This window comes from Bifidobacterium sp. LH_450, from assembly GCF_056356715.1.
Genome location: NZ_JBKEUU010000003.1, coordinates 303,065 through 322,135 on the forward strand (window position 1 = coordinate 303,065; position 19,071 = coordinate 322,135).

A 19,071-nucleotide genomic window follows, 5' to 3' on the forward strand; every position below is an offset into this window, starting at 1 on the left:
CGGCTCCTCGCCGTTGGACTTCTGCTCGGTGCCCTTCGGCGTGTGGCGGTCGCTCTTCTCGGTGTGCTCGCGGAACTCGTCGGGCTTGATGCCGTGCTCCGGCTTGCCGGTCTCGGCGTTGTCCGGAACGTTGACCTCGATCTGCGAGTCCTCGACGTTCGTATCGTCGTACTCCGGGTTGTAGTTGTAGCGCTTGAGCTCGAGGTCGTCGCCACCGGTGTGGTCGACCACCACGGTGTCGCCGTCATGCACTTCGCCGCCAAGCAGCATCTTGGCGAGCTTGTCGCCGACCTGCGTCTGCACGAGGCGGCGCAGCGGACGGGCGCCGTAGGCCGGATCGTAGCCGGTGTTGGCGAGCCATTCGCGGGCGGCTTCGGTGACGTCGAGCGTAATGCGGCGGTCCGTCAGGCGCGACGCGACGGCCTTGACCTGCAGGTCGACGATGCGTCCCAGCTCCTGGCGCGTCAGCGGCTGGAAGATGACCAGCTCGTCGAGGCGGTTGATGAACTCGGGCTTGAAGTTGCCGTGGACGGCGGCCATGACGGCCTTCTTCTTGTCCTCTTCGCTCATGTCCGGGTTGGTCAGGAACTGCGAGCCAAGGTTCGACGTCATGATCAGGATCGTGTTCTTGAAGTCGACGGTACGGCCCTGGCCATCGGTCAGGCGCCCATCGTCAAGCACCTGCAGCAGGATGTCGAACACTTCGGGGTTGGCCTTCTCGACTTCGTCGAACAGCACGACCGAGTACGGACGGCGGCGCACGGCTTCGGTGAGCTGGCCGCCCTCTTCATAGCCAACGTAGCCAGGGGCCGCGCCGATGAGGCGGGACACGGAGCTCTTCTCCATGTATTCGCTCATGTCGATGCGCACGATGGCCTTCTCGTCGTCGAACAGGAAGTCGGCGAGCGCCTTGGCGAGCTCGGTCTTGCCGACGCCGGTGGGGCCGAGGAACAGGAACGAGCCGGTCGGGCGGTTCGGGTCGGACACGCCTGCGCGCGAACGGCGCACGGCGTCGGACACGGCCTGCACGGCCTGGGCCTGGCCGATGACGCGCTGGCCGAGGTAGTTCTCCATGGTCAGCAGCTTCTCGTTTTCGCCCTGCATCAGGCGGCCGACCGGAACGCCGGTCCACTCGGACACGATCTGCGCCACGGAATCGGCGTCGACATGGTCGGGGACCATCGGCGCTTCCTTGTGCGCAAGCTCGTCCTGCTCTTCCGCTTCATGCTCGGCGGCGGTCAGCTCCTTCTGGATTGCCGGAATCTCGCCGTAGAGGATCTTCGAGGCCTTCGCCAGGTCGCCTTCGCGGGTGGCCTTGTCGGCTTCGACGCGCTTGGCGTCGAGCTTGGCGCGCAGGTCGCCGACCTTGTTGTGGCCGGCCTTCTCGGCATCCCAGCGGGCCTTGAGGCCGTTGAGCTGCTCCTTGGTGTCGGCCAGCTCGGCGCGCAGCTTCTTCAAGCGGTCCTGCGTTGCCGGGTCGTCGGTTTCCTTGGAGATCTGCATCTCCTCCATTTCCAGGCGCGTGGCCTTGCGCTGCAGCTGGTCGATTTCCTCCGGCTGCGAGTCGAGCTCCATGCGCAGGTGCGCGGCGGCTTCGTCGACGAGGTCGATGGCCTTGTCCGGCAGCTGGCGACCGGTGATGTAGCGGTTCGACAGCGTCGCGGCGGCAACGAGCGCGTCGTCGCCGATGGTGACCTTGTGGTGCGCTTCGTAGCGTTCCTTCAGGCCGCGCAGGATGGCGATGGTATCCTCCACGCTCGGCTCGCCGACGTACACCTGCTGGAAGCGGCGTTCCAGAGCCGGGTCCTTCTCGATGTTCTCGCGGTATTCGTCGAGCGTCGAGGCGCCGATCAGGCGAAGCTCGCCACGCGCCAGCATCGGCTTGAGCATGTTGCCGGCATCCATCGAGCCTTCGGCGGAGCCTGCGCCGACGACGGTGTGCAGCTCGTCGATGAACGTAATGATCTGGCCGTCCGACTTCTTGATTTCGTCGAGCACGTTCTTCAGGCGCTCTTCGAATTCGCCGCGGTACTTCGAGCCCGCCACCATCGCACCCAGGTCGAGCGAGATGAGCTTCTTGTTCTGCAGCGTGCTCGGCACGTCGCCGGCGACGATGCGCTGGGCGAGCCCTTCGACGACGGCGGTCTTGCCGACGCCAGGCTCGCCGATCAGCACCGGGTTGTTCTTGGTGCGGCGCGACAGAATCTGCACGACGCGGCGGATTTCCTGGTCGCGGCCGATGACCGGGTCAAGCTTGCCTTCCTTGGCGCGGGCCGTCAGGTCGGTGGAGTACTTCTCCAGCGCCTTGTAGGAGCCTTCGGCGTCGGGGGACGTCACCTTGGCGCCGCCGCGCAGTTCGGGGATGGCCTTGTCGATGGCTTCCGGCGTCACGCCGTTCTGCTGCAGGATCTCGCCGGCGCGGTTCGGCATCGCCTGGGCGATGGCGAGCAGCAGCAGCTCGCACGAAATGTATTCGTCGCCCATCGCCTTCATGTCGTCGGCTGCCTGGCTGAGCACGGCGGTCAGCTGGCGGCTGGCCTGCGGCTGCGCGGTCGAGGAACCCGAAGCGCTCGGCAGGTCGGTCAGCGCGCGGCGCACGGCGGCGCCGATGATCTGGCGCGAGCCGCCGGCGGCTTCCAGCGTCGGCACGACGATGCTGCCTTCCTGGCGCATCAACGCGTCCAGCAGGTGCAGCGTATCGACCTGCGGGTTGCCTGCCGCAGCCGCGCTCTGGATGGCGTCGCCGAGCGCCTCCTGAGCCATGCTCGTGTACTTTTGTTCCATATCATCCTCCATGTCCGGCGCGGCCCGGCAAATCCCCTTTGCCTGCGTCGCGCGTCACGATGTTTCTGGTAACGTCAACTGCGGTTTGCCCCCGTTTATTCCAAACTTGATACTACAACGCTCAAGTTTCGTTTCGCGTAAGGTTCCCCTAGGTCTTGTCTGTTCACTGCCATTCTCGCCCCGGAAACGAAGAAGGCTATCCGTTTTTAGCGGATAGCCTGATGATTCCTAGATTCCGTTCAGCGAAGCCGTTCGCCGCGTACGCTGCGCGCGTTGCGCCCTCCGGACGCGGAGACCGCGTTCAGCCGCGCACGACGACGTTGCGCAGGTCGCCGATCCCTTCGACATGCACGACCGCTTCGTCGCCCGGCTTGAGGCTGCCGGTTGCGTCCGGCGTTCCGGTCAGGATGACGTCGCCGGGAAGCAGCGTCGAGAACTGCGAGATTCCGGCGATCTGTTCGGGAATGGAGTGAATGAGATTCGCCGTCGTGCCGCTCGCCTTCGGCACGTCCTCGCCGTTCAAGGAGAACGAGATTTTCGCGTCGCGCCAGTCGAATTCGTCCTTCGTCACCATCCAGGGGCCCAGCGGGCAGGAAGAATCGAAGCCCTTCGCGCGCGTCCACATCGGATCCTTGGGCTGCAGGTCGCGCAGCGTCACGTCGTTGACGCAGGTGAAGCCCATCACGTAGTCCATCGCCTTCGACACCGGCACGTTCTTGGCGATGCGGCCGATGACGACGGCCACTTCCGGCTCGAAGTTGAGGTCGCTGGAAATCGACGGGAACACGATCGGGTCGTCCGGGCCGATGACGGCCGTCGACGGCTTGATGAACAGCACCATGTCGTCGGGAGCGGCGGCCTGCTCGCTCCAGCCCTGCTCGTGCATGTATTCGGCGTGCGCCTCGTAGTTCTTCGCCAGCCCGTACACCTTCGACGGAATGACCGGCGCCAGCAGGCGGATGCCGTCGCCGTCGATCGGGAAACGCTCGCCGGTCGGCGCCATCGGCGAGCCGCCGAACGGGTAGCCCGTCAGCGCGACGAGGTAGTCCTTGCCGTCGGATTCGTCCTTCTGCACGAAGGCGTACTGCGGCATCTCATCATCATGCGTAAACCGTGCAATCCTCATGCAAGCCAGTATAGCGGCCTGCCGCATAGGCGCCGAGCGGGCAGCCATCTGACGGCCACAGCCGCCACGACAGCGGCCTGCCGTATGCAGCTTGCCTGGTTTGCCTGACTGCTGCCAGCCGCTTGCTACTTGAAGTCGCGTTCGCCGAAGATGGCGGTGCCGCACCGCACGATCGTCGCGCCTTCCTCGATGGCGGTTTCGAAGTCGCCGCTCATGCCCATCGACAGTTCGGTGCAGCGCGAGCAGCCGCGCTCGGACAGCGAGAGCACTTCGTCGCGCACGCGTCGCAGGTCGGCATAGCAACGCCGGATTTCCGCCTCGTCGTCGACATGCGCGCCCACCGTCATCAGCCCGTGCAGCTCGATGCCGTCCATCGCCGCGATCTGCCGCGCCGTTTCCACCGCCTCGGGCAGCGGACACCCGGATTTCGTCGGCTCGCCGGACGTATTGACTTCGAGCAGCACCGCCACCGGATCGCCGCGCAGCTCCCCGCGGCGAGCGAGCTTCTCGGCAAGCTCAACCGAATCGACCGATTCGATGGCGTTGGCGAGCGGCACCACCTTGCCGATCTTGTTGCTTTGCAGCTGGCCGATCAAATGCAGCCCGACGACCTGTTCGTCCAGCACCACGTCGTCTTCGGCGATGTTCTCGACGTCGAGGTCGTCGAAGCCAATCGCCAGCTTGCGTTCGTGGCATCCGTACCGCAGCCCGTCGATTTTGGCCACGATTTCCTGCGGCCTGTTTTCGCCGATAAGCCGCACGCCGCCGTCAATAGCCGCGAGAATCTCCCCCACGTCGCGCGTTTTCGTCGCCGCCAGCAGCGTCACCGACCCCGGTTCGCGCCCGGCCTGCGTTTCCGCCTGCGCAATGCGGTCCAGCACGCTGCGCACGTTGCGCATGATTTCGTCGCGCCGGGCTGCGTCGATGCGCTCGTTGGCCAGGTCCTTGTGCTCCATATATGCCGTCATAATCCCTAACCCTACCGCAGCCGCCTGCATGCGGCTAAGCGGACGCCCATGAGTCGGGAAAGAGCCGTACCGGTCCCGCTTTGCACGCACAGGGCGCCTGAGATTCCCGTGCGGAAAACGCTACGCCGCAAGCCGCCCCGCGATATCGTCCGGCATGCGCTTGTCGCCGCGGTTGGCGCGCAGGCCGTTCCAGCCGGTCTCGCGGAACATCGCGAGCGCGTCCGCAGCCGACAGCGGCGCCGGATCGAACCGCGGGTCGGCAGGGTCGAGCAGCGTCGTGCCGTCGTCGCCATAGGCCCCGTCGACCGGCAGCCCGAGCAGCGCCGCGCACAGCCCGACAACCCGCTCCGGCGCGACGCCGGCGGCTTGCAGCGCCCCCATGTCCAGCGAACGCGAGCGCTTCGCCAGCCGCCGCCCGGCGGCGTTGTCCAGCAGCGGCAGGTGCGCGTACGCAACGTTGGCGGAGGACGGCAGGGCGCCGGAAATCTTGAATTCTGAAGAAGATTGCAGTTCCCCGGCCAAGCCGGAAGCGTCCAGCATCGAGCGCAAGCGGGACTGCAGCGCCGCGGACGGCAGCAGGTCGCGGCCGCGCACGATCCGGTCGACGCCCATCGCCCAGTCGTCGACGGTGACGGCAAGCTGGTAGGAGACGATGCCGTCGGCGCGCAACAGCACAGGGTCGCCGACTTCCCTCGCCAAATCGACGGCGACGCGCCCGTACACCGCGTCGTCAACGTCAGCAACGGCGTCCCCGTCGCCAATCTGCGGAAGCATCAGCCGCACCGAACGCTGCGCGCCGGAACGTGCGAGTTCCTCCATGCCTTCGGGCTCCTCAATCCATGCGCGCCGACAGGTCCCCGGGTACACGAAGAAGCCGTTGTCGCCTTGCGGTTCGCTGGCCGCGCGGATGTCGGCGCGCGAACAGAAGCAGCGGTACGTCGCGCGGCGGAAATCTTCCTGTTCCAGCGCCTTGTCGTACAGCGCGCGCCGCTGCGACTGGTAGACCGGCTCGCCGTCCCAGTCCAGCCCCAGCCAGCGCAGGTCCGCCATGATCGCCTCGTCGGCGCCCGGCACCGCACGCGGCGTATCGACGTCCTCGATGCGCAGGAACAGCGCGTCGCCGCAGCTGCGCGCGTCCAGCCACGCCGCCAGCATCGCGTACGCGTTGCCGATATGCATCCGCCCCGACGGCGTCGGCGCAAGTCGTCCCGGCATGGGCTTCCTTTCCCTTCCCTTCCGTCAGTTGGCGTAGGCGAGATTCGTCCACAGTTCGTTGTCGAGCGGCCACTGGTTCGGCACGCAGCCGAGCAGGAACATCGACTGTTCCTGCATCAGCGGCGCCGACTGGCCGTTGCCGGCGCACGTCGTTTCATTGTCGGTATGCCCTAGCCGGTGGCCGACTTCGTGGTTGATGACCATCGTACGGTACTGCGAGAGCGTGCCGCCGGCGTCCAGCCATGCCTCGATGCCGTTGTTCCAGCGCTTGAGATTGATGATGACGTCGTCGCCTACGCGGCAGCTGTACTCTTCCGAACAGCCGGACGAGAACGACGTCATGTACTGGGGTTCGGCGAGCGTGATCGTGAAGTCGCAGCCGTCCGAGACCTGCTCGAAGTAGACTCCGGCGCGCGGCCATCCCTTCGTATCGTTGAGCACGCGGAACACGGTGTTCTCGAAACCGGTGAGCGAGCCGACGTCCCCTTTCGACGCGACGCAGTATGTCAATTCGTGCGGGGTCTGGTTGTCTTCCAGCGCAGCCTGGCGTGCCTTGTCCAGTATTTCCGTGCGGTCGGCGTCGGAAATCGGCGCTTCGAGCGCGGCCTGCGCCTTCTTTTCCTCAGCCGCGGCCTTTTCTTCCGCGCTCTGCGTCGTCGCCGAAGCGGAAGGGCTCGCCGAAGCGTCCGCCTGAGCCGCTGCGGAAGACTTTGCGGCTTGAGATTGCGCGGTTCGCGAGGGTTGCGCGGACTGCGACACGGCGGACTGCGCTGCCTGCGTCGCGCTGTCCGCTGCGTTCACCGCCGCCCTGACGCTCCAGACGGCGAGCGCGACGGCCAGCGCGAGCGCGACGATGGCGATGCACCAGTGCGTCACGATCTGCTGCTTCGTATAGCGGCGCTTCTTTGCATGCTTCGATGGCGGCGTCGTACCCATGCCCGTTTCCCTTCGCCGGCGCGTTTCGCCGATGCCACAACCCTAAGCGAACGCCAAGAAAATCTTGAGCCCCCTGCCCTCCCCTCAAGCCTTCCGTCCCCACCTGCCTAAAGTTGCCCCCTCCTACGGACCGCCCCCCCTGGCCCTGAAATCTCCGGCTGAAGCAGCGCCCTTGCCAAAAAAAATTCCCGCAACGAAGGCGTTCCTTGCGTTGCGGGAATGATGAAAGCCGAGATGGCGTGGCGGCAAGCCTGCGCGCGTCAGATGGCGAACGTCGACTTGAAGATCCACGCGCCGATGATGGCGCCGCAGATCGGGGCGAGGACCGGAATCCACGCTTCGCCCCAGCGCGACGAGCCCTTGTGCTTGATCGGCAGGATGGAATGCAGCACGCGCGGCATCAGGTCGCGGGCCGGGTTCAGGCCAGGGCCGGTCGGGCCGCCCATCGACGTCACCAGGCCCCACACGATGAAGCCGACGACAATCGACGCGGACGCGTAGTTGGTGGAGCCCCACTGCAGTTCGAGGCAGCACAGCGCGCCGAGCACGAGGATCATCGTGCCGAAGAACTCGTTGATGAAGTAGTTGACGCGGTTGTTGTACGCATCGGTCGTGCAGAACGTCGACAGGATGGCTTCCGAATTGTCGGTCGCCTTGTAGTGCGGGTAGTAGGTGACGTACACGATCAGCTGGCCGACGGCTGCGCCGAGCAGCTGCGCGACGATGTACGGGAGCACCTGGCTCCACGGGAACATGCCGTTGACGGCCTGCGCGAGCGTCATTGCCGGGTTGATCTGCGCGCCGGAAACGCCGCCGAACATCAGCACCGGGAACATCACGCCGAAACCGTAGCCCATCGCGATGTTGAGCCAGCCGGCCTTGTGGCCCTTCGTGCCCTTGAGCTCGACGTTGGCGACTGCGCCGTTGCCGAAGATCATCAGGATCGCCGTGCCGACGAATTCGGCCATGCATTTAGTAAACAGTGAGTATTCCACCTGGGAAATCCTTAGCTTCTCTCAAACAAGCGAAACAGCCCATCTGGCCGCGGGCTGTGCGGCGGCGCTTTCGAGCGCAACACGCGGCATTGACTATACGCCGCCGCCTCTACAGCCGGATTATTCCAGACGATACGCTGCTACATGGCGAAGAGATCGTTGAAATTCTCCGCCATCGTCGGGTGGGTGAACACCTGGTTGGCGAGCGCGGAGGCCGGAATGCCGTTGTCCATCGCCAGCTTGACGAGATTAATCAGTTCGTGGGCCTGCGCGCCGAACAGCGTCGCCCCGAGAATCAGCCCGGTCTTGGCGTCGACGACCGCCTTGAACGCACCGCGCAGATCGCCGTCGACGTGGGCGCGCGGCATGCCGGAAACGGGAACCGTTTTGGCGAGCGCGTCGTAGCCTTCTTCCTTCGCCTGCGCTTCCGTCAAGCCTACCTGCGCAAGCGGCGGATCAAGGAACGTCGCGGTCGGCACGTTCCTGCGCTGGGACAGGCTGTAATCTTTGGTTCCGTTCAGGTAGCCGTTGACGATGCGGAAGTCGTCCAGCGAAACGTACGTGAACTGCGGGCCGCCGTTGACGTCGCCGACGGCGAAGACGCCGGGAACGCTCGTCTGCAGGTACTCGTCGGTCTTGATGGCGCCGCGCTCGTCGGTTTCGATATGCGTTGCCGCCAGATTGAGCGCATCGGTGTTCGCACGCCGCCCGGTTGCGTACAGCAACGCGTCGAACGCGAACTCGCCGCGGTTGGTGGTAGCGACGACGGTTTCGCGGCCGCGCGCATCGCGTTCGTTGCGCACGGCGGAAACCGAGATTCCGGAACGCAGCGCGATGCCGTCTTCCTTCATATACTGCCGCGCGAGCTCGCCGATTTCCGGTTCGATGCGGCCAAGGAGCCCCGGATGGTTCTCCAGAATCGTCACCTGTGAACCGAGCGTATTATAGATTCCCGCGAATTCAAGGGCGATGGGGCCGCTGCCGATGATGCCGAGGCGTTCAGGAAGCGATTTGAGATTCTGGACGCCGGTGGAATCGACGACGTTGTGTGTGCCGCTGATGCCGGCGATGTTAGGAACGACAGGAACGGCGCCGGTGTTGATGACGATCGCCGGAGCCGTCAGCAGCATCGTTTCGTCGCCTGCCGAAGCTTCGATGGTCTTGTCGTCCACGAACTTCGCCTGCGCGTCGATGACATCCACGCCGGCGGCGACAGCCTGGTAGTTCTTCGCGTTGAGCCGCGTGGTGACGGCGAGGCGGCGACCCATCACCTCGTCGAATCCGAAGCCGCGTTCGGCGGCCACGAGCATGGTCTTCGTGGGGATGCAGGCGATGTTAATGCAGGTTCCCCCGTACATGGAAGGGCTGCGCTCGATCAGCGCCACGTTCTTGCCGGCGGCTGCCTGCCGCGCCGCCAGGGTCTTGCCTGCCTTGCCGAAACCGATGACGACGATGTCGTAGGGACGAATGGGATCCATCACTCAGCCTTTCGTTGGGAGGTGCCGCGTCAGCAAGCTGGTGCGACGGCGAAAGTTTGATAGCGAGGATAGGGGCTCCGCCGCGCTCCCACAACTCATTGAGCATGTATCGCAACGCTGCCCATCCCATCGTTTTTTACGCATACAGATGCCGTGATTCCGTGTGGTTTGCCGGTTATCAGAAGCGCCCAGCGGCGCTGCCGGAACGGCTGAAAACAATCATAGGATGAGTAGACCCGTATGGGTTGAGTGGCGAAAAAGGCGAAACGCTATCCGGAGGCGAGGCGCAACGCGTGGGCATAGCCCGCGCCCTATGGAAAAACGCATCCTACCTGCTGCTGGACGAACCTACCGCTTCCCTGGATGCAGCGAACCGCGCGCTTGTCATGAAGCTATTGCGGAAGGCCGCCGAGAATGGAGCCTGCGTCATTGTGGCCACGCATGACGAACAGCTCATACAGTCATGCGACTTCAATTTTGATGTCGAACAACACAACCTTGACAGGCAAAGGAACGACATGGAGCAATATCTCAACAGAATCAGAGAGAACGTAGCTCCCTAACCTTAGGAGCAGCAAACAAGACCATTAGCAGTATCCTCGGCGCTGTCCTCATGGTATTGCTCCAGCAAAGCGGCAGTCGCGCGTCGCTACTGATTGTATACGTATCTATCAGCGCCGCTCTACTGGGCTACAAGAATCAGCGACTCCACGCTCAATTCTCGCGGTCGCTTTTGGTTTTTACAATCTGCTTCAAGTCATTTTCCTCTTCAATGCACCGAAGACAGCATTCCAGATAAACGTAGTATTGTTTTCTGGCAGCAAGATACAGGCCGACAACAAATACCACAAGAAGAACAAGTAACAGATTGACTCCAAGCTTTCTCATTACGTCTGACATGTCGGCCGCCCACATCAAGACCGTCAACGCTGCGGAAGCTATACCAGCTGGAAGAAGTTCGGAAAGCCACGAATGGTAAAGACTCGTCTCACGGTATTTCATGTATCGTTTAAGTTCACATTTGACAGCGCCATCCCAATCACGGGCCTTCGCCGCGTCTTCAAGAGACTGTACCCTCTCTAGTTGTTTCTCCTGAAACATCATCGCCGCAAGGTGTTGCCGCCAAACCACCAGAGCTACGTCGGCGAACCATTTTCGACCCCGGCCTGTTCCCAGCACCCGCCACTTGAGCAGACCCACTGAGCTAAGGGCCAGCCCAAGAAGGATAAGAAAGTACACCGGCTTTGAGTAAACGACACGGTCGCCTACAATCATCGCCATCAGAGATAGAAGGAGCCCCGCTAGGGAAACAAGATTGGGCAAGTCCCTGACAGCGGCAACACTATGGACAATCATAAACATGTACAGAACCACTAGGGCGACTCCTCCTGCCAACCAGCAGGCAAAGCCATGAGACGTGAAAGTCAAATGATTTTCTTCGGCATACGCCACGACGCCCAAAGACGCGATGAGAGCTCCTGCCACCATGCAAAAAAGAAAATTGAGCCAACAGCCAAGACAGCTGTGGACATTCTCTACTTTCTTAGATTCTTTAAGCCCCTGGGGAATCAGTATGACCAGTGCGAGAAGGACAAGGAAATAGGCAATGACTCCCAAGCCATCCCACCAACTATTGCCAGCGAAACGAGAGACAGACTGGATATCCCACCAGTCACGTCCAAGTGCCAGCCCAACAACCGCGACGATGCCAATAGCGATACCTATATAAGATGCGACCAATCCCTGCTTACCCTTTTCCGCCTGCTTCTTTTGCGTTTTCAATGATTTGGACGTCATACGGTTTTTCCCTCACCAATTCTTGCCGTCAGGCACCATTTGCTTTCCATCAGAATCCCACGTTCGTCGATTTTTACCCTAAAAACCGTTGCTGCTTAAGTGTTAAACCGCCCGGAACCCTTCCGAAGGCGTTGGTCGCAAGCCACTGTTCTAGTGACGAGAAGTCACCGGATTCATAATAGGACAGTAGACATGAGATGAAAGCTGCCTTGTCGGAAGGCTGCACGGCGAGGATGCCGAGACCGGCATGAATGAGCTCGTGATTTGCAGCCATCAGCGCAGTACGCTTGTTGCCGTCTGCGAACCACTGGCCGCGGCTGATAGCGCCGAACAAACGCAGCGCACGTTCTAGCGGATTCGCTTCGTCCATGATCGCCGCCACTGCATCCCGCGACGTTTCGAGCGTAGGGACCGGAGGGATCCAGGACGTTCCTCCGATGCGCACGCCGTAATCACGCAGGCGTCCAGCATCCCGTACAAGGCCTTCGCCTACGATATGGTTGTATTCCTTCACGTACTGCCAATCGACCGGGTAGTCGACGTTGTCCAGAAGGAACTGCCACGCGTGCTTGATGTTGTTCACCGTGACGATATCATCGACCGTCATGGAGCTAGGAGCGCGGCCGTCGAAGATTTCCTGCGTATCCGGGAACGTGATACCGTCAACTTCAATATTCGCCGTTTTCCAAATCGAGTCCACCAGCAGTCGCTTCGCCAGCTCAACGGCACGACCGCGGTCGGGCACTATGGCGCCCGTAAGGTCATGAGGAAGGTTCATCTATTCTCCTTGACGAAGGGATTAATTATCTTGCCGGCTGCGGCACTCGACTCCACCGCTGCCCTTTCCCAGGAATCGTTGTAGGTGCAAGTCAAAGGTCCCGGCGCAAGCTGATTGATGATTGATTGGTAGTAATCGCGCTCAAACAGCAGCGTGTCGATCAGGTAGCCCGGCTCGGAGGGAAACTCACTCAGCCCCCGCACATACATGCTTCGGTTCTCATCGCGTACGATGAGCGGCATCGCGTTGATGCGCAGCAGTTCCTTGAACATCACCAGCCGTCCCACACGTCCATTGCCGTCGGAGAAGGGATGGGTAGTTTCAAACATCCAATGTGCCTGCGCTATGGCGAACGGATCGTCTTTGAGATTCGCATACAGATTGAACACATGGTTCATGGCAGCAGGAACGTCTTCAGGGAGCACGGTTCGCGTGTCCGAAAGACCCGCTCCGATTACGTCGGGCCGCAGCTTGTAGCTGCCGACGTTGAACACTGGGTTATTTTCCTGAGCAGTGCCTCTTTTGAGCATGGCGTGCAGCGTGGTGACTATATGTTCATCCAACGGGTCGTCCACATGATCGAGCAGCCAATCGAAGGCACGGAAGTGGTTTACGGCTTCGATTACGTCGTCGGCCCTGATATCTTCGCCAGTAGTGCCCAACGTACCGCTGTCATACAGTTGCGCCGTCTGCTCCGCAGAGAGCGTCGAGCCTTCCATGTGATTCGAGTTGAACGCAAACCGCACCTGCGTGATGTGGTAAAGACTGCCTGAAAGCCGTGCGTCACGCTCAGAACGCAGCCAATCAACCACGCGCATCATATGTTCTGCTCCCGTGTTCGCCGTCGTCTTGCCCAATTCAGCAGGCTCCTTCATCTCTGATGTCACCTTTCCCTCTATTCTCCCAGCAGGTGGCAACTCCTGACTTATCACGCATTAGGCAACGGAAATATGCATGTCCGTTGCATCTCGGATACGCCACGGATCATTGTCGTAATACTGCGTTCCCGGGCGCGTCTTTCTGTACGATGGGCTGCACGCGGAATTCCGATGGTTTTGCGGATTCGTATTCCGTTTGGGGAATCCGCGCCGCTACCCGCATCTGGTAATGCGAATACGTTCGAGGCACGTGCGGACATAGAAAACGGGCAATCGGCTGGAGGGCGGTGGAAGACGGCTGAGGAGATGCGAGGTAGGCTCGAGCCACCGGATTGCGTTACTGAGGAGTTGAGCTACCATGTCGGAGACTGCGGCATTGTGGGCATTGTTGGCGGAAGTTATCTTCCTAACGCCTATCAGTATCTATTACTGGTATGGCAAGGATCTGACTTTGCGGCGCAAGCGGATTCTGCTCGTCGTTGGCGGCGTCGGCTTTTTCGTGATTATGATCGTTGCCGTCATTCTGGATTATGTGCGGTGAAGCCCCGCCTGCGTTTAAACATGCTCAGTGGATGTGCCCGTAGAATCTGCTGGCGTTGGCTGCGATGATGGAGGCATCGGGAGGGAGACCATGAATACAATCAAGCGCATATGGCATTACAATTCACAGCGCAGGCCACACTCAAGGCTCAATGGCCATGCCTATGCGCTGATGAATACGGTCATCTTGTCTTTGTCGCTGATTGTGAGCTCCATTCACGGCCATTATCCGCTATGGCTCATCATACTGTCCTTCGTCTGGGCTGTAGCCGTATGGATGTTTATGGAATGGGCCTACTATTGGACCGGGCAGAACGAAACCACGCGGGATGAACGGACTCGCACGTTGGTCGCAGTAATTTGCGTCGGCATACTGATGTTCTTGGGAATTGTCGTGCCGGTTATACTGATGTAGCGTTGCGGCACCACGCCCTCGTAGCGACGTTCGACCATGCATTACTGAATAGCTGGCAGAAGGTGTTTCAAATATCGCTGAGGATCATGCCACGCAGACAGGAAACCTGTCCCTCAAATCATCTTGGCATGTCGCTCTGCGGAGGGTCTGCCACGGAAGACGAATCGGAAGAAAGCAGTCCGGCCTTGTCCATGGTCTTCAGAAAACGGTCGGCTAGCATATCAGCGTCAATCAATGGGTCATGCTGGGTTCGCATGAGGTAGTCAAACTGTTCGAGATCCTTGTATTCCAGCGCACGGCGCAATGCGTCCTGCGCAGGACCATCCAGCTCGTCATAATACCGTTCCGCAATAAATGCTAGGTCAAATAGGTCTCGTATCTTGTCGCGGGCGACATACGCAAAACTCTTAAGCACACACAACTCGCTAATCGTGTACACCGTAATCCCGTTGCGTTCCGTAACCTGATCCGCATCAACCTGTTTTGCACGGCGGGACAGTTCCACCTTAAGCGGCGTGCCCTCCTGACCATAATCGATGAACGCCCGCTGAACCACTGGCGTATCCTTCGCCTTCTGCCAACGATAGCCATGCTGCGTACACACCGCATCAATCGCATGAAAGAACCGTTCACGTCCCACATTGGCAAAGCGCGCATCTAGGTCGATGTCTTCCGAGAACCGGTCCAGCCCATAGCACTGCATGAGGGCGGTGCCGCCCTTGAGGATGAACAGCCCATCCTCATCGGCGTTCAATGCCATCAGTACCTGCGAAATGACCCGGCGGTGCAGGTCATGACCACCATGCGCTACGTCGCTCATGTCGCCTCTTCCATGCTGTGCTTGAAATCAAGCCACGATCCCCAGTATTCATGGCCCATGAAATGATCCACTGATTGCCAGTCGGATGAATCGCGCAGCTTCCACGCCTGACGCATCACCGGCAGGGTCCACGTATCATCGTCAAGGAAATTGTCGCGCATTCCCTGCGCATCCCCGTAATCGCCCAAGGCAACCAAATCCAGACAGGCCCGTGCATGGCCGGCCACCGGCATCAGGCCAAGGCCAGGCACATCACACTGATGGATATCCCAGTCTCCAAACACCGAGCTATCCGAATCCAGCATGAAGGGACGTGACCAGTCCAGCGCGCTATGATGCCAGTCACCCGGTGTACCCGCAGGGCTTTCCAGATTCAACGCATGCAAGCCTGACACATACTTCATGCCATCCTCCTTATGCGCTGAACGTCGTCTGCCTATCTATTATTCATCCGAAACGGAGGCGGGACAAGCGCCGGCCCCTGCAGCGCGCCGACGAAAACGAAGAAGTCCCGGCTGGAGACCAGCCGGGACTTGATTGTGCCCCCTCAGGGATTCGAACCCTGGCCACGCTGATTAAAGGTCGGGATGTCAATGCGCTCTTCGTCGCACTGATGGCAATTTATGTATTTCAGTCTAAAGCTCTTCATTCATGAATGGGTATTCTGGCACACGCTGAAAAGCATGCAATAGTCAAGTGCAAATCTAAGATCAGTCAATCGGCTTAGTCGTTTCATCGCGCGCATCATCGATGCACGCGATTGACGCTGGCTGGGTAAACAGCATGATGCCGAAAAAGCTCGGAAGAACTTTCCTAAAGAGCAGCAACACGCCATCACATATTGGACTCGTCCAGCTAAGCCAAGGAATGTGGGAAAGCGAGACAGTCACCACCAGCAGCGCAATGGCAACCAGACACAGGACATTGTAGAACCGGTACATCCTGAGGTCCTTGTACGCATTGGAGTCAACGCCACCCAGATTGCGGAACTTACGGCGTGCCCACAAACAGTATGTGAATTGTATCGCGAAAAACATCATGGCGGCGGAAGCGAACTCAATCCACATCTTGCCATCTTTCCCCATACAAAACGCAAGAACCACTACAAGGGCGAACACCACCACCAATGCTCCGTATGTCCCCTTTGCAAAGGCAAGAAAGTTGTTCATCCCCTTACCGCCACGCTTCGTACAGGCCACAAACACAAGGACTGCCAAGCACCCTATAAACGCCAAGCCGCTCAGACATTCCCCCACCTTCTCCCACTCTGAATTGTCAGGCGCCATGGAACATAAGATTATTGCCGCCACCAGCAGGATTAGGCACACCACTAGGATGGGCGTGCAGTGCCTGTCCTTCTTCCTATCCTCGGTCAGCACAGAACCTTTCCAATGATCTTCTAAACGTTTGTTCATCTTCTGCCTCCGTTGACCTTCCCATTTTACAGTTAACTTGAATGCAGTCTTAAGGGTTATAGGCCAAAAAGTGTGTCTGTAGTGCGGCGTGTTCCCCTGTGTCCGTAGGCGTTTCGCCTGTTCGAATGTGGCGGGGCGCACTTTCGACGTCGGCCAGAATGTGTGTCCGCAATAGACCGCGAAGCATTGCGCCGCATGGGTTTGCCGGGTTTCGAATGTGGGCTGTTGACTGGTGGGATGAACAATCCATGCTGCGACCGTTGCGGCGGCCCGACGAAGAAGAACGGCAAGACACCGGCAGGACGGACACGATGGCGATGCAAGGACCCCAAGTGCGGGGCGTCCTCGAGCAGGTCGTACGACACCCGCAGCCGCGATTTGCAGACGGCGCTCGACTGGCTGCTGTCGCGGCGCACGCAGCGCGAGCATCCCCTCCCGGAACGCACGCTGCGCCGCCGATGCGAGATCCTGTGGGACCTGTGGCCGGTATGCCCGGTCGACGACGTCGTCCACGACGTGGTGCATATCGACGGTATCCACCTGGGCAGGAAGGCGGTCGCGCTCATCGCCATGGCCGACGGGCACGTCATCGGCTGGCACATCGCCAAAAGCGAGTCATGCGCCTCGTGGACCAGCCTCATCAGCAGGATCGCGCCGCCGCTGGCCGTCGTATGCGACGGGTGCAACGGCATGCTCAAGGCCATCCACGCCGCCTGGCCGGCCACGCTCATCCAGCGATGCCTGTTCCACGTATGCATGAACGTGACGACGCTGACGACCAACCACCCCCGGCTTCCCGCGGGCCGCGACCTGCGCGAGCTCGCCATCCGCCTGGCCAACGTCAGGGACGAGCTGCAGGCGCGCCGCTGGCTGGTCGACTACAACGCATGGCGCGTCGAATACCGCGACTTCCTCGCCCAGAAGACCATCCGCGGCGACGGCGCCGCCGAAGACACCCACCGGCGGCTGTGCAAGGCCAGGAACCAGCTCGACCGGCACCTGCGCGAGAACAACCTGTTCACCTTCCTGGCCGACCTGGGCGAGGGGCACGAACGCATCCCCTCCACGAACAACAGGATCGAATCGCTCAACGCCAGGCTGCGCGAAATGCTGCGCGACCACCGCGGCCAAAGCCTCACGCACCGGCTGCACGCCATCTGCTGGTGGTGCCAGCAGCACACCGAGAACCCCGAGCCCGCCAGCAGCCTGATCGACCACTGCTACACCAACGAACAGATCGCCCGGCTCTACGAACAGGCATGGGAACGCAGCCCGCAAGGCCGGCAAGCCGTCTACGGCATCCCCGCCAGATACGGCACCGGCATCGACTGGAACGAATTCCACACCAGCACCCCATACAACAACACCGGCTAGCACCACCCGGCGTCAACACAGACGCCAGACACACATTTTGGCCGATAACCCACATTTTGGCCGATAACCCTCAATTAGCCCGCAATCCATTCAGCAGCCGTATAAGACGGGTTAAGTAACAAAAAGTGTGTGGTGGATCCGGTCTTGGCCTTACTGCCTTCTTGCGTGTCGGGGGGTGGTCTTTCCGTCCGGGATTGAGTGCGTGCCGGATTTGACTTTTCGGGTTGACTTGTTCCATGAACAGGAACAGGTCAAGGATCGGGTCCCGGCAATGCGATGTGTGCGGCGCGCGGATGTGGCGCAATGGAACGACGAAGGCCGCAGGCCGGCGCTGGCGGTGCCCCGCGTGCGGCGCCAGCCGCACGGACCGGCGCCCGGACCTGCGCCGGGCCGGGGAGTTCCGCAGGTTCCTGCGCTGGATCACCGGCAAGCAGAGCATGGCGGAATGCGCCGCCGAACTCGGCGTGACCAGGCAGACGTTCGCCCGGCGCATCGCCTGGTGCTGGCAGGTGCCCGTGCCCCGTCCGGCCAGGATGGCCGCCCCGCACGCCGCCATCGAGGCCGACGGCATCTACCTGCCCTACGGCTGGTGCCTGCTGATCGCCTGCGACGCCGCCGGCGCGGTGGCGGCATGGCAATGGTGCGACCGGGAGAAGACTGCATCGTATGCCGCGCTGTTCGCCCAGATCGGCCCTGCCGGCGCGCTGTGCTGCGACGGCTCGCACGCGGCCGCCCGGGCCGCCGCCCTGCGATGGCGCGGCCTGCCCGTGCAGCGCTGCCTGGTGCACGTGCAGCGCGACGGGCGCGCCGACCTGACCGCCCATCCCAGAAGCGACGCCGGACGGGCGCTGCAACGCCTGTACCGGCGGCTGACGCGCGTGCGCACCGTCCAGGACGCCGCGCAATGGGCCAACGACCTCAACGCCTGGCACAACGAATTCGGCGGCTATATCCGCCAACGCACCCTGGCCCGCGACGAGCCGGACAACCCCAAGGCCCTGGCCGGCCGCAAATGGTGGTACACGCACATGCGCGTCCGGCGCGCCTATTTCCGCCTCGAACGGCTCCACAAGGACGGCCAGCTCTTCGCGTTCCTCGACCCGGCAAACCGGGCCATCGCGGGCATCCGCCCCACCACCAACATCATCGAGGGCGCCGTCAACGCCGGCATACGCCGCATCCTCGACCTGCACCGCGGGCTGGGCGAGGACCACATGAGAACCGCCGTCGAATGGCACCTGTACTTCAAATCCCGCAACGCCAGCGAGGACAAGGCCCGAACACTACAGGCAATGGGACCAGCGCAACGACGGGCAGCCACGGCAGCCCGAACAGCCCGAAAGCGACACCCGCTACGGCACCGGCATCCAGCAGCCCGGCCCCAACCCCGACAACGTCAACGCCTACGAAAGCGGCTTCGGCATCAGGAAAGGATGGGTTAAGTAACAAAAGATGGGTCTTATATTGGCGTCCATCCGTTGCGGCGCTTTGCGTGTCGGGGTGCCTTTAATCCGAAAAGAGTTAAAAGGGGCGTGACGCGGCCTGTTTTGGG

16 protein-coding genes and 2 pseudogenes are annotated in these 19,071 nt (G+C 61.3%); 5 read left to right on the top strand and 13 right to left on the bottom strand.

Going from position 1 to position 19,071, the window contains the following annotated elements:
• Positions 1-147: 147 nt before the first annotated feature.
• From clpB to AC1AXT_RS05945, 7 genes and pseudogenes are all read right to left on the bottom strand, one after another.
• Positions 148-2,784, bottom strand: a pseudogene (gene clpB, locus AC1AXT_RS05915) (ATP-dependent chaperone ClpB); the annotation flags it as partial.
• A gap of 301 nt (positions 2,785-3,085) precedes the next feature.
• Entirely contained in the window at positions 3,086-3,910 is an 825-nt protein-coding gene (locus AC1AXT_RS05920) for a fumarylacetoacetate hydrolase family protein (RefSeq protein ID WP_476541948.1), read from the bottom strand.
• Positions 3,911-4,035: 125 nt separating this feature from the next.
• Positions 4,036-4,878, bottom strand: a complete 843-nt coding sequence (locus AC1AXT_RS05925) for a YggS family pyridoxal phosphate-dependent enzyme (protein WP_476541950.1) — start codon at positions 4,876-4,878, stop codon at positions 4,036-4,038.
• A 120-nt stretch (positions 4,879-4,998) separates the two neighbouring features.
• A complete protein-coding gene (locus tag AC1AXT_RS05930; protein WP_476541952.1) occupies positions 4,999-6,093 on the bottom strand; it encodes a glutamate--tRNA ligase family protein in 1,095 nt (364 codons plus the stop codon).
• A 24-nt stretch (positions 6,094-6,117) separates the two neighbouring features.
• A complete protein-coding gene (locus AC1AXT_RS05935; RefSeq protein WP_476541954.1) occupies positions 6,118-7,029 on the bottom strand; it encodes a DUF3152 domain-containing protein in 912 nt (303 codons plus the stop codon).
• Positions 7,030-7,289: 260 nt separating this feature from the next.
• Positions 7,290-8,024 (bottom strand): MIP/aquaporin family protein, encoded by a 735-nt coding sequence (locus tag AC1AXT_RS05940; protein WP_476541956.1) that lies wholly within the window; start codon positions 8,022-8,024, stop codon positions 7,290-7,292.
• Between the two features lie 140 nt (positions 8,025-8,164).
• The gene (locus AC1AXT_RS05945; RefSeq protein ID WP_476541958.1) at positions 8,165-9,502 is read right to left on the bottom strand and encodes an FAD-containing oxidoreductase; all 1,338 of its coding nucleotides are present in this window, start codon (positions 9,500-9,502) and stop codon (positions 8,165-8,167) included.
• Positions 9,503-9,747: 245 nt separating this feature from the next.
• Here AC1AXT_RS05945 and AC1AXT_RS05950 point away from each other — a divergent pair, with 245 nt between their 5' ends.
• Positions 9,748-10,065, top strand: a complete 318-nt coding sequence (locus tag AC1AXT_RS05950; protein ID WP_476541959.1) for an ATP-binding cassette domain-containing protein — start codon at positions 9,748-9,750, stop codon at positions 10,063-10,065.
• Between the two features lie 151 nt (positions 10,066-10,216).
• Here AC1AXT_RS05950 and AC1AXT_RS05955 read toward each other — a convergent pair whose 3' ends face one another.
• The 3 genes and pseudogenes from AC1AXT_RS05955 to AC1AXT_RS05965 form a co-directional block, all read right to left on the bottom strand.
• Entirely contained in the window at positions 10,217-11,299 is a 1,083-nt protein-coding gene (locus AC1AXT_RS05955) for a hypothetical protein (protein ID WP_476541961.1), read from the bottom strand.
• A gap of 91 nt (positions 11,300-11,390) precedes the next feature.
• Positions 11,391-12,077, bottom strand: a pseudogene (locus AC1AXT_RS05960) (Fic family protein); the annotation flags it as partial.
• Positions 12,074-12,964: a Fic family protein gene (locus AC1AXT_RS05965; protein WP_476541963.1), complete on the bottom strand. Its 891-nt coding sequence runs from the start codon at positions 12,962-12,964 to the stop codon at positions 12,074-12,076. The pseudogene AC1AXT_RS05960 and the gene AC1AXT_RS05965, both read right to left, overlap by 4 nt.
• A gap of 349 nt (positions 12,965-13,313) precedes the next feature.
• On the opposite strand from AC1AXT_RS05965, the gene AC1AXT_RS05970 reads away from it, so the two are divergent.
• Positions 13,314-13,496, top strand: a complete 183-nt coding sequence (locus tag AC1AXT_RS05970; RefSeq protein WP_476541964.1) for a hypothetical protein — start codon at positions 13,314-13,316, stop codon at positions 13,494-13,496.
• 90 nt (positions 13,497-13,586) lie between these two features.
• Positions 13,587-13,910, top strand: coding sequence for a hypothetical protein (locus tag AC1AXT_RS05975; RefSeq protein WP_476541966.1), 324 nt, complete (start codon positions 13,587-13,589; stop codon positions 13,908-13,910).
• A gap of 118 nt (positions 13,911-14,028) precedes the next feature.
• On the opposite strand, the gene AC1AXT_RS05980 is transcribed toward AC1AXT_RS05975, so the two are convergent.
• The 3 genes from AC1AXT_RS05980 to AC1AXT_RS05990 form a co-directional block, all read right to left on the bottom strand.
• Complete coding sequence (locus tag AC1AXT_RS05980; protein ID WP_476541968.1) at positions 14,029-14,730, bottom strand: nucleotidyl transferase AbiEii/AbiGii toxin family protein; 702 nt, start codon at positions 14,728-14,730, stop codon at positions 14,029-14,031.
• Positions 14,727-15,134 carry a hypothetical protein gene (locus AC1AXT_RS05985; protein ID WP_476541969.1) on the bottom strand — a complete coding sequence of 136 codons (408 nt, stop codon included), beginning with the start codon at positions 15,132-15,134 and terminating at the stop codon, positions 14,727-14,729. The genes AC1AXT_RS05980 and AC1AXT_RS05985 overlap by 4 nt, the downstream gene beginning before the upstream one ends.
• Before the next feature lie 306 nt (positions 15,135-15,440).
• Complete coding sequence (locus AC1AXT_RS05990) at positions 15,441-16,145, bottom strand: hypothetical protein (RefSeq protein WP_476541971.1); 705 nt, start codon at positions 16,143-16,145, stop codon at positions 15,441-15,443.
• A 237-nt stretch (positions 16,146-16,382) separates the two neighbouring features.
• Here AC1AXT_RS05990 and AC1AXT_RS05995 point away from each other — a divergent pair, with 237 nt between their 5' ends.
• Positions 16,383-17,519, top strand: coding sequence for an IS1249 family transposase (locus AC1AXT_RS05995; RefSeq protein WP_476541973.1), 1,137 nt, complete (start codon positions 16,383-16,385; stop codon positions 17,517-17,519).
• Between the two features lie 224 nt (positions 17,520-17,743).
• Positions 17,744-18,961 (top strand): IS1249 family transposase, encoded by a 1,218-nt coding sequence (locus AC1AXT_RS06000; RefSeq protein ID WP_476562943.1) that lies wholly within the window; start codon positions 17,744-17,746, stop codon positions 18,959-18,961.
• The last annotated feature ends 110 nt before the right edge of the window (positions 18,962-19,071 follow it).